The organism is Roseibium sp. AWQ4_254, assembly GCF_056161025.1.
Genome location: NZ_JBSWYH010000001.1, coordinates 205,633 through 216,736, shown reverse-complemented (window position 1 = coordinate 216,736; position 11,104 = coordinate 205,633). Strand labels below are relative to the sequence as shown.

9 protein-coding genes and 1 pseudogene are annotated in these 11,104 nt (G+C 61.6%); 7 read left to right on the top strand and 3 right to left on the bottom strand.

The genetic code is table 11. The features are described 5' to 3' along the window. Positions 1-81: 81 nt before the first annotated feature. Positions 82-1,020: a substrate-binding domain-containing protein gene (locus tag ACXAIC_RS00970; RefSeq protein WP_475172633.1), complete on the bottom strand. Its 939-nt coding sequence runs from the start codon at positions 1,018-1,020 to the stop codon at positions 82-84. A gap of 102 nt (positions 1,021-1,122) precedes the next feature. Continuing rightward, on the bottom strand, positions 1,123-1,947 hold the full coding sequence (locus ACXAIC_RS00965; protein WP_475172630.1) for a phosphogluconate dehydrogenase C-terminal domain-containing protein: 825 nt from the start codon (positions 1,945-1,947) through the stop codon (positions 1,123-1,125). Positions 1,948-2,119: 172 nt separating this feature from the next. Between ACXAIC_RS00965 and ACXAIC_RS00960 the strand changes: the two genes are divergently transcribed. Further along, on the top strand, positions 2,120-3,388 hold the full coding sequence (locus ACXAIC_RS00960; protein ID WP_475172627.1) for a ribulose-bisphosphate carboxylase large subunit family protein: 1,269 nt from the start codon (positions 2,120-2,122) through the stop codon (positions 3,386-3,388). Continuing rightward, the gene (locus ACXAIC_RS00955) at positions 3,385-4,734 is read left to right on the top strand and encodes a four-carbon acid sugar kinase family protein (protein WP_475172625.1); all 1,350 of its coding nucleotides are present in this window, start codon (positions 3,385-3,387) and stop codon (positions 4,732-4,734) included. The genes ACXAIC_RS00960 and ACXAIC_RS00955 overlap by 4 nt, the downstream gene beginning before the upstream one ends. Positions 4,735-5,136: 402 nt before the next feature. Here the strand turns inward: ACXAIC_RS00955 and ACXAIC_RS00950 are convergent, their stop codons facing one another. Beyond that, on the bottom strand, positions 5,137-5,844 hold the full coding sequence (locus ACXAIC_RS00950) for an AAA family ATPase (RefSeq protein ID WP_475172620.1): 708 nt from the start codon (positions 5,842-5,844) through the stop codon (positions 5,137-5,139). A gap of 488 nt (positions 5,845-6,332) precedes the next feature. On the opposite strand from ACXAIC_RS00950, the pseudogene ACXAIC_RS00945 reads away from it, so the two are divergent. The 5 genes and pseudogenes from ACXAIC_RS00945 to bchO all read left to right on the top strand — a co-directional run. Then, positions 6,333-6,625, top strand: a pseudogene (locus ACXAIC_RS00945) (transposase); the annotation flags it as partial. 39 nt (positions 6,626-6,664) lie between these two features. After that, positions 6,665-6,868: a nucleotide-binding domain containing protein gene (locus ACXAIC_RS00940; protein ID WP_475173006.1), complete on the top strand. Its 204-nt coding sequence runs from the start codon at positions 6,665-6,667 to the stop codon at positions 6,866-6,868. 214 nt (positions 6,869-7,082) lie between these two features. Further along, positions 7,083-8,120 (top strand): magnesium chelatase ATPase subunit I, encoded by a 1,038-nt coding sequence (gene bchI / locus ACXAIC_RS00935; RefSeq protein ID WP_475172617.1) that lies wholly within the window; start codon positions 7,083-7,085, stop codon positions 8,118-8,120. Beyond that, a complete protein-coding gene (locus ACXAIC_RS00930) occupies positions 8,113-10,113 on the top strand; it encodes a VWA domain-containing protein (RefSeq protein ID WP_475172615.1) in 2,001 nt (666 codons plus the stop codon). Before bchI ends, ACXAIC_RS00930 begins: the two co-directional genes overlap by 8 nt. Then, a complete protein-coding gene (bchO, locus tag ACXAIC_RS00925; RefSeq protein WP_475172612.1) occupies positions 10,110-11,036 on the top strand; it encodes an alpha/beta fold hydrolase BchO in 927 nt (308 codons plus the stop codon). Before ACXAIC_RS00930 ends, bchO begins: the two co-directional genes overlap by 4 nt. Positions 11,037-11,104: the final 68 nt, after the last annotated feature.

Genomic DNA, 11,104 nt, shown 5'->3' with positions numbered 1-11,104 from the left:
ATGGGCGGGCGGCTTGAGGGCAAGCCGCCCCCGCCGGTTTTGGGAGCGGCCGCGCATGCTGCAGGTGCGGCCTCCCGGCGGTTATTTCAGTGCAAAGGTTTCCAGCTGCGGTGCATTGGCCGGAGTGATCAGAATGCAGTCCATCAGCTGCTTCTCATCCTGGCCGGTGGATCCGGTTTTCAGATACTGGTCCGCCTGCTCAACAGCGAGCTGGGCCTGCCGGTAGGCGGGCTGCAGAACGGTTGCCTTGATGCCACCTTCCAAAATGGAGTCGCGCACATCATTGCTGCCGTCAAAACCCACAACGATCACATCCGTGCGGCCCGCAGCCTTCAAGGCCGCCCAGGCGCCCATCGCCATAGTGTCGTTACCGGAGATGACGCCCTTGATTTCCGGATTGGCCTGCAAGATGGTTTCCATCTTTTCATAGGCTTCCGTCTGGCTCCAGTTGGCCGATTGCTGTGCGGCCATTTCCATATCAGGATACTGATCGATCACATCATGATATCCGGCTGACCGAATGCCCGCATTGGTGTCGGCCTCACGGCCCAGAAGCTCGGCATATTTGCCTTCTTCTCCCATCAGGCGGACAAATTCCTCTGCGCCAAGCTGGGCCCCCTGATAGTTGTTGGACACGATCTGCGAAACGGCAATGCCGGTTTCCTTGATTTCCCGGTCAATCAGGAAGGACGGAATGCCCGCTTCCTTGGCCCGGCGAACCGGGGCGACCGTGGCATCAGCGCCCGCATTGTCCAGAATGATCGCCTTTGCCCCGCGGGCAATGGCGGTGTCGAACAGCTGGTTCTGTTTGTTCGGATCATCGTCATGGACCAGCACAAGGGTCTCATAGCCCAGTTCCTCGGCCCGCTGCTGGGCCCCTTCGGCTTCCGCCTTGAAGAACGGGTTGTCATGGGACGGGGTGATGATGGCGATCAGATCCGCCGCCGAAGCAGCGGCGGGGGCAAGAGCTGTGGCCGCGAGCGCAGCCCCGGCCAGAAGTGTCCTACGGGTAAAAGTCATGTTGTCCTCCCAACAAAGTCTCAAGTCAGCCGCCAGTCCCTCCCAGAATCTGACGGCCCGTGGTGTACTGCCTGCCTACGTCTTCACATAGAGGCAGCCGGATCAGGTGATCTGCCGGATACTCTCTGCAATCTCCTCCGGCTTGAACACGCCGATCCAGTCGTCGCGCATCAGGCGCGTCTTTCCGTTTGTAATGGCCTTGTTGCAGGCGTCCGAGAACACGCCGTCAACTTCCTCCATAACAACCGCGCCCAGAATGTTCAGGTGGCCCAGCAGGAAGTCCCGCGCCGCCTCCCGATCCACACCCCGGCGCACAACCTCGTCCATGGCTTCCTTCATCACCACCAGAAGGGTGGCGCAGACCGTTTCCGACAGGCCCGGCTCCAAAAGCGCCATCTGGTCAACGGTTACCCGGTGGGCCCTCAGGATCGGCTGAAAGATGGTCCTGGCGATCTCCTCGCCAACCGCATAATGCTCTTCCGGCCCCTGCATCAGCGCCGAGACAATCGCCTGCTTGGCCGCGATCCCGCCGAAATAGTCCCGCTTGGCGGACATGTCCGTCTCATCATTGAAGATCGGGGGATGGCAGGGATGGGTAACAAAAAGGGTGATGTCATCCCGCTCGGGGAAATGGCCTGCAAAGGGCGCGGCCGCATCCAGCGCGATCAGGATCGTGCCCGGCTCCAGCTTGTCGGCAATCCCGTGGGCCACTTTTTGAATGGCCGTGTCCGGCACAGCGAGAATAACCGCTTCCGCGCCCTCAAGGGCCGCGTCCGGGTCCACGCAGTCCACACCCACTGCCTCTTTCAGCCGGGCTTGGCCTGCTTCGCTTACTTCCACATGGGCAACAGTGTAGCGGGAGCCTTTCAGGTTCTGGGAGAGACGCACTCCCATTTTGCCTCCAGCACCGATCAGCGCAATTTTCATGGTTCCTCCCCATTGGCTGGCAGAATTAACACATAGTAAAATCATGTTGTCAACTGGTATGATAAGTTGATATTCATACAAAATCGATCCACCCATGGCCCAGCCGGGATCGGGTGAGGCGGAGAAAGACGATCCCGTTCAAAGGGAGTACCCATCAAGGAGAGGAGCCGGAATGGGGAGGATTTACGCAACCTATGAGCTGGAAACACCGCTGGCACTGGATGTAACCGCCAGCGTGATTGCCGGCGAACAATCCTCCGGCACGTTCCTGAAACTGGCGGGCGAAACCGATGCGCTGAAGGAACGGTCCGGTGCCCGGGTGGAAGAGGTCCGCGAGACCGGCCGCAGTTCAACGCCGGCCCTGCCCTGCCGGATCAGTAGCCCGGCCTATACGCGCGGGCAGATCACCCTGTCCTGGCCGGTTGACAATATGGGGCCGTCCCTGCCCAATCTGCTGGCGACGATCGCGGGCAACCTCTTTGAACTGGCCGAGGTTTCCGCGCTACGTCTGATCGACCTCGACCTGCCGGACACTTTCTCAAATGCCTATCCTGGCCCGGCCTTCGGTCGCAGCGGTACGCTGGAGCTTGCCGGCGTGTTCGGCCGCCCGTTGATCGGCACGATTGTCAAACCCAGTGTTGGCCTGACGGCCGACGACACGGCGCGCCTGGTAAGCCAGCTGGCGGAGGGTGGAATTGACTTCATCAAGGATGATGAATTGCAGGCCAACGGCCCCCATTGCCCGTTTGACGAGCGGCTGCGCAAGGTCATGCGGGTGATCGATGCCCATGCGGACCGTACGGGCAAGAAGATCATGTATGCCTTCAACATCACCGACGAGCTGGACGAGATGCGCCGCCATGCGGATCTGGTGACCCAGGCGGGCGGTACCTGCCTTATGGTCAGCCTGTTTTCCCTCGGGCTTGTGGGCCTCAGCGCCATGCGCCGCCATGTCAGCCTGCCGCTCCACTGCCACCGCAATGGCTGGGGCCTGCAATCCAGGTCCCCTGATATCGGCATCGCCTTCCGGGTCTGGCAAAAGCTGTGGCGGCTGGCGGGGGCCGACCATCTGCACGTCAACGGAATTGCCAACAAATTTACCGAAGCAGATGATATCGTGATGGAAAATGCCCGTGCGCTTGGTGAGCCGCTCAAGGGGCCCAATCCCTTTCCCGCCATGCCTGTCTTTTCCTCCGGGCAGACAGCCGTTCAGATGGCCCCGACCTACAAGGCCATCGGCCACACGGATTTCATCTATTGCGCGGGCGGCGGTATCATGGGGCATCCGGGCGGCGTTGCGGGCGGGGTTGCCAGCCTGCGTCAGGCTGCCGAGGCCGCCGCAGAAGGCATCTCCCTGGAAGACTATGCCAAAGACCATGGAGAACTCGCAGACGCACTTGCGGCCTTTGCGGATAAGGCCAGCGCAGAGCCCGCGTCATGAGCGCGCCCCTGCTGCTGTCCTATTATGGCGATGATTTCACCGGCTCCACTGATGTGATGGAGGCGCTGACCACAGGGGGCGTGGAGACTGTCCTCTTCACGCGCCTGCCGGACGAAGCCCTGCGCGCCCGGTTTGCCCACTGCCGGGCCATCGGGCTGGCAGGCACCAGCCGCAGCCAGAACGCAGCCTGGATGGTTGACACACTGCCCGGCATCTTCGCCTGGCTGAAAGATCTTGGCGCCCGCTTCTGCCACTACAAGGTCTGCTCGACCTTTGACAGTGCGCCCGACAAGGGCTCGATCGGGCGCGCTCTGGAAATCGGCCTCAGAACCTTTGCGCAAAACCGGGCCGCGCTTGTCGTGGGCGCACCCCAGCTGCGCCGCTTCACCACTTTCGGCACCCTTTATGCTGCCTATCAAGGCAAGGTTTACCGGATCGACCGGCATCCAGTGATGCAGAACCATCCGGCGACGCCGATGGACGAGGCTGACCTTCTGATTCACCTCTCGAAACAGACGGCCCTGCCGCTTGCCTGTATCACCCCTGAGGATCTGGACACCTACCGCCAAAGCGGCGTCTGCCGAAATTTACTGGATGGAGCCAACACCCCGGCCGGGGTGCTGATCGATGTCTACGACGCGGCCTCCCAGGCCGCCGCCGGGGCCATTCTGGAAGAGCACAAGGACACATTCGGCCCGTTTGTGGCCGGGTCTTCCGGCCTTGAATATGCCTTGCTCACCGCCTGGCAGCAGCAGGGGCTGGCCCAGCCGCCAGAGCCCCGGCCACCCCTGGAGCCGAAGGAGCGCATCGCGGTTGTTTCAGGCAGCTGCTCGCCGACAACCGGCACCCAGATCCAGACCGCCCTTAAGAACAATTTCGCCGGGATCAAGCTGGACTATGCCAGCCTGGCCGGGGGCATGGGTCTGGAAGCGGAATACGGCCGGGCCCTTGATCTGGCGGGCAAGGCGCTCACCAAGGGCCAGAGCCCACTGCTTTATACGGCAGATGGCACTGGCGGTCCGGCCCTCTCCCTTTCCCAGCCCGGCGCGACCACAGGGCCTGAAGACCCGGACCGGGTCGGCCAGACCCTCGGCCGTCTGCTCGCAGCCCTCACCAAACGCCATGCTCTGGACCGGATTGCCGTTGCCGGGGGCGACACGTCCAGCCACGCCTTGAGCGAACTTGCCATTGCCGCGCTGACCTTGCGCACCCCCCTTCCCGCCAGCCCCGGCTCGCCCGTCTGCACGGCCCACCGGACCGATGGCACCCTTCTGGACATTGCTCTCAAGGGCGGCCAGATCGGCACGGACAGGTATTTTGTGGATCTGAGGGACGGGCTGGGCTGAAAGGGAATGTCAGCGACAGTCCACCGCGCGGACACGCTCCTCGGACTGGGCGTTCGGCACCGTCCCGTCGCCTACCGGGACATCGTCGGCGACACCTCCGAATGGAAGGTCCTGCACCGGAAAGAAATCTATCGTGCCGTCGATCCGGAACGCCTCAAGGCGGCAAAGCTCATCGCGAAAGCTGAGCGTAGGGACGCGCTGGACGTTCTGGCGGAACTTCCGCGGGAGAGGCGCGCCTATGAGCGGAAATCACCCTCCCGGCCGATATTGGCAATACGGCCGGAGGATCAAAGGCGGGTGACGCGGAGATATACGCATCCACCGAAGCCATGGTGGGCGGAGCAACAAATGATGCGCCCTGCGTAAGGGATGAATTGTGATCTCTACCCAACATTCCACGAATTAACAGCGGACAAACTCGGCAGCAGGCTTCCCTTCCGCTTCGGCGATTTGTGCGAAAATCTCGGAAGCGGCGACTTCCGGAGAAGTGATGTTCTGAACCGTACACCCAAGGGATCTCAGATTGCGTTCGACGGCGCGGTAAGTCTGGATCGTAAGATCTCCCAAGGGTTCTCGACCTTTGCGGGTGGCTTCTCTTTCGATCACGGCTTCAATAGGCGCCCAGATCGTAAAAAGGTAAACCGGGGTGTCCGGAGGAAGCCATTGGCAAAATCTCGATACCTTTTCCGCAGCATCAAAAACATACTCGAAAATTATTCGCGGTGCGCCCATCCCCAGGTATGCAGAAGCCAAAGATGCCCCGGCGCGATAGGTTGAACCAGCGCCTAGGTGTTGACCGACATCAGGTGGCGCAAACCATCGAATGGCATCACCCGAAACATTTATAGTCCCTGGGAGCATTTCTGCCAGCTTGGAAGAAACAGAGGTCTTTCCCACCCCTGCCGGACCATTGATAATTACGACATGTGTCAATTCGAACTTCCGCTGAGTGGCGTTGCTATCTGCATCATGCTGAGGGAGCTTCGCCACTAAGACAAGCTGGTAAACCAGATCAATAACGGGACCATCTTGTTTGATGGGGATGGCGCAACAGCGACCTGTCAGATCGGAGAAGAATCTGTTCTCCTGCAATTGGCGTCGGAGAGCCAAACCAATGCTCCATCGCTATATGTTGTATGTCCCTGAGCGAACGGGATAAGCAATCGTCGTTTTGGGATGAATACAGTTGGGTGGGAATTATGTTGAGGTCAGTTAGTTAGCTATCTGTCACTTTTGCCGTGTGTGTGTACAATTGAATGCTCTTCGCAGCCATGTTGAGATTTCGAGCAATATTTAAGTGCTTGATCAAACGATTACATCGAAGCGAAAGTTTCATTTCGCTCTAGTTTAGGGTGAATTTATTTTCTTGCAGGGTTTCTCGCAGATGTTCAAGGAGAAAATTTTTGAAGTAATGGTGAGTATTATAGATAGAAAGATTAATAACATTAAAAATGTAAAAATACGTAAAATTTTAAATTCTTTCTTTCTTTTTACTGTTATAATAATTGCCGTTTTATATATCTGGGCAAAATTTTACATTAGAGCAGAAATGTGGGGCTTTTGATGCAACCGTCATTGTCGAGAAGATGGAGGGTCGAATGCCCAGGAATGATATCACTCGCAAGCAACATAACCGGGACGCTCTTCGATTTCTAAGCGATTTACGGACGGGGAATGGGCGATTTTGGCGCCTTTGATCCCTCCGGCCAAGTTCAGCGGACGTCCGCGGACGACCAACATGCGGGTAGTTGTGAACGCGGTCCTTTATATCGCGGGCAGCGGCTGTCAGTGACGGGCGCTGCCAAAGGACTTTCCGCCGGCCTCCATCGTGCGTGGCTATTTCTATTCCTGGCGCGACCTCGGGCTTTGGCAGACCCTCGGCCGTCTGCTCGCGGCCCTCACCAAACGCCATGCTCTGGACCGGATTGCCGTGGCCGGGGGCGACACGTCCAGCCACGCCTTGAGCGAACTTGCCATTGCCGCCCTCACCTTGCGCGCGCCCCTGCCCGCCACTCCCGGTTCCCCGGTCTGCACGGCCCACCGGACAGATGGCGGCAGTCTGGACATTGCCCTCAAGGGGGGACAGATCGGCACGGACAGGTATTTTGTGGACCTGAGGGACGGGCTGGACTGAGAGGAGCTGTCACGGAAGACCGCCGCGCGGAAACGCTCCTGCGAAAGATATGCCCCAGGTGGATTTGCCGGTCCTCGCTCATGAGCGGCCAATACCCCCTTTCTGGCTCGGCAAGACCCGACGTCCGTCCTCCGACGCTGCTTTTGAAAGAATGGGCTTCAAACCGCGCTGAAAATGTGTCAATTTATGTTGACACTCAAAACAGGCGGGTCCCATGTCCACACCGTTTCCCTTTTCGGCCATCGTCGCCCAGGAGGACATGAAAAAAGCGCTGCTGATGGCTGCGGTGGAACCTCTTCTTGGCGGCGTTCTCATTTTTGGCGACCGGGGCACCGGTAAATCCACGGCCGTGCGCGCCCTCGCCGAACTGCTCCCCAAGATTGACACCCGTGAGGGCTGCCGGTTCAATTGCGCCCCCGGCCACCCGCAGGACGCCTGCCCTGTGTGCTCGCCGCAGAACGGGACCAGCCAGGCAAAAAAGATCAAGACCCGGACCCCCATGGTGGATCTGCCGCTTGGCGCCACGGAAGACAGGATCTGCGGCGCGCTTGATCTGGAAAAGGCGCTGGTTGCCGGTGAGAAGGATTTTGAACCGGGGCTACTGGCCGCCGCTAACCGGGGTTTTCTTTATATTGACGAGGTCAATCTGTTGGAAGACCACCTGGTTGATCTCTTGCTGGACGCAGCCGCGTCCGGAGTGAATGTGGTCGAACGCGAAGGCCTCAGCATCCGTCATGCCGCCCGCTTTGCCCTTGTGGGCAGCGGCAATCCGGAAGAAGGGGACCTGCGCCCGCAACTGCTCGACAGGTTTGGCCTTGCCGTAGAAATCCGGACACTTGAGGACCTGAAACAGCGGATCGAGGTGATCCGGCGCCGGGATGCCTATGAAGCGGACCCTGACGCCTTCTGCAAGAGCTACGCCCGCAAAGACGCCGCCATCCGCAACCGGGTCGTCAAGGCCCGCAAGATGCTGCGCAAGATCGACATTCCCGAGGATGTGCTGACCCGCATGTCCCAATTGTGCCTTGGGCTCGGCATTGACGGAATGCGTGGCGAACTGACCCTCATGCGCGCCTGCCGGGCCGCCGCCGCGCTTGCCGGACGCGCGCGTGTCGGTTGGAACGACGTGTCGGACATTTCGCCTCTGGTCCTGTGCCACCGCCTCCGCCGCGATCCGCTGGACGATGCGGGCAGCGTCCCGCGCGTGGAACGCGCCATTGCCGCCGTCAGCGCCGGGGCCGGCTATGGATGACGTAAAACCAACAAAGGTCTGCAGTCCCTCCAAGGCCGACGCGATGGCCGCCGATGCGGCCCCGACCCCGGTGCCGATCCGGGCGCAAGACCCTGCACAAAATTCTCTCCTGCCACCTGCCCCCGATCCTCACTCTGCGCACGTCTGGCAGGATGCTCTTCTGGCCGCGGGCCTGTTGAAAGCCGCAGGCCCGGCCCTTGGCGGCCTATGGCTGAAAGCGCGGGCTGGCGGTGTGCGCGAGGCCTATCTTACCCACCTGGAGCGCCTGTTTGGTCGCAGAACGCCCTGGATACGGATGCCTGCCTCCGCCGGTCCGTCCACGCTTCTGGGCAGTCTTGATATTCCTGCCACGGCCAGGATGGGACGGATCGTCACCAGGTCCGGCCTTTTGGCGCGCGCAGACAAGGGGGCTCTTCAGGTGCCCATGGCCGAACGGCTAGACCCTGCGACGGCGGCCCTCATCGGCACCGTTATGGATACGGGCCGAACCCGCCCGCAAGCCGCCGCAGGCGCCCAATGCGGGCAGACCAGACAGGACAGTGAGGACAGTTGCAACACGCGGTTTCAGTTGATTGCGGTGGATGAATCCGCCTCCCCCGAAGAGACCCTGCCCCCTGCCCTTGCCGACCGTCTGGGACTGATTGTGGATCTGAACGCAGTCTCCTGGAGCGCGGTCACTGTTGTGGAAGTGCCCCTGAATGAGCACGCGGCACCGGACTGGCAAAGCGTCAGCCTGAGCGCGCCCGTGACCCGCTTCTTGTCCGGGATTGCTCAAGCGGCCGGCGCAACGTCTTTGCGGCGGCTGCGCCATCTGACCCTTGTCAGCCGCCTGCTGGCGGCCATGGAAGGCCGGGACTGCGTGGACAGCGCGGACGCTCTTGCAGCCGCCCGTCTGTGCCTTGGGATCAGGCCCGAGGCCCACGCCCGGCCGGAAGACACGGCAGTGAAGGACGGCAGCGGCGAGAGCGCGCCAGCCCCGGCACCAAATCCGGCCCAGGCACCGCCCACGCCCCAATCAGGCACTCAGGACACCAGAACAGACACCCCGCAGCGGCCTGAGCAAAATCTGGCGGCACTTTCCGACATGCTGGCCGCCGTGGAAGCCGGGACGATTACCGGTCTGCCCGAGCTCGCCGCCAGCAGCCCGGCACGTTCCAGCCCCAGCCGGAGCGGTAAAGCCGGTGCTGCGCACAAGAATGCCCGCCGGGGCAGGCCCGTTGCCATCTCCCGGACAGCCCCGTTCCCGGACGCCCGGCCTCATCTGATTGCCACCTTGCGGGCGGCCGCCCCCTGGCAGAGTATCCGCAACCGGAACCGGGCCCTGTTGCTGTCCCGCCTGTCCGGTCGGGACCAGGACCCCATCCGGCAGCCAAAGGCACTGATCACGCGGGACGACTACCGCTTTCAGCGGCTGCGCCACGAAACCCCTTCAACGGCCATTTTCATGGTGGATGCCTCAGGGTCGACAGCGCTGGAGCGGCTGGGGGAAACCAAGGGCGCCATTGAGCAACTGCTGTCCAGATGCTATGTGCGCCGGGACGAAGTGGCCATGATCGCCTTTCGCGGCACCGGCGCGGAAACCGTGCTGCCCCCCACCCGCTCGCTGGTTCTTGCAAAGCGCAAACTTGCGGGCCTTCCAGGCGGTGGCCCAACCCCGCTTGTGTCCGGTCTGGAAAAGGGGCTGACGCTTGCCCTGTCCGTGCGCAGGCAGGGCAGCACGCCGGTTCTTGTGCTTCTGACGGACGGGCGCGGCAACATTGCACGCAACGGGCAGCCGGACCGGCCCCGCGCCCAGGCGGAACTCACTCAGATTGCCGGTCAATACCGGGCCCATCGGATGCGATCGATCTGCATCGACATTGCCCGCCGTCCACGGGAAAGCGTCGCTCTTCTGGCCGATACAATGGGAGCGGACCTGCATGTCCTGCGGCATGCGGATGCCGGGTCCATGGCCGGCGTGGTGCATGCTTCCCTTCAGGAGGCGGGCCGGTGACCCGCGCAGGCGACTGGCTGGACTGGGACACCGTCGGCCGCACCTGGCCCCATCGCGCAGCCAGCCGGTTTGTCAAAGTCTCCGGCTACCGCTGGCATGTTCAGCTTCTGGGACCCGGCAACGCGCCCCCCCTGCTACTGATCCACGGGACCGGGGCGGCGTCCTTTTCCTGGCGCACGCTGATCCCCCGCCTGATGGACCGCTACCGGCTGATCGTGCCGGATCTGCCCTGTCATGGCTTCACGCAGCCGCTGGCTTCGCCTGACTTGTCGCTGGAAGGCATGACGGTGTCGCTAAGGGGGCTGCTCCACGAGATGGAAATCCAGCCCAAATGGGTTCTGGGCCATTCCGCCGGAGCGGTGATTGGCGTCTCTCTGGTGTCCGCGGCCTTCAAGTCGCCGTCCAGTCCGCTTGGAACGCCCCGCCGCGTTCTGGGGATCAATGGCGCCCTCAAACCGATCCGGGGAAGCAGAATTTTATCGCCGATGGCCAAGGCGCTGTTTGCCAATCCGCTATCGGCCTCCCTGTTTTCCCTGCTGGCGACGGCAACACCGCTCGGCAGCAACCTCCTTGCAACGACCGGATCTCAGATCGACGCGGACGGAGAGCGTCTGTACCGGCTGTTGCTGGGGGCCTCCGGCCATGTGCGCGGCGCCCTCGGCATGATGGCGTCCTGGGATCTCAGCCATCTCAACGCCATGCTCCGGCGCCTGTCCGCACCACTGGATCTGTTTGCCGCACAGGACGACCCGATGGTGCCTTCATCCCATTCGCAGACAGCCGCGCGCCTTGCCCGCGACAGCAGCCTGACCTTGACGGCAACAGGCGGCCATCTGGTCCATGAAACGTCTCCGGATCTCATTGAAGACTGGATGGAAAGCGTTGTGTGCAAGGACCGGACAAACGGAATGGACGCGGCATGAAGCACCAGTCAGCCCGTTTTCAGGGCCTTCGGATCAGCCGTCGGCTGGCTTTGAGCCACAAGGGCCAG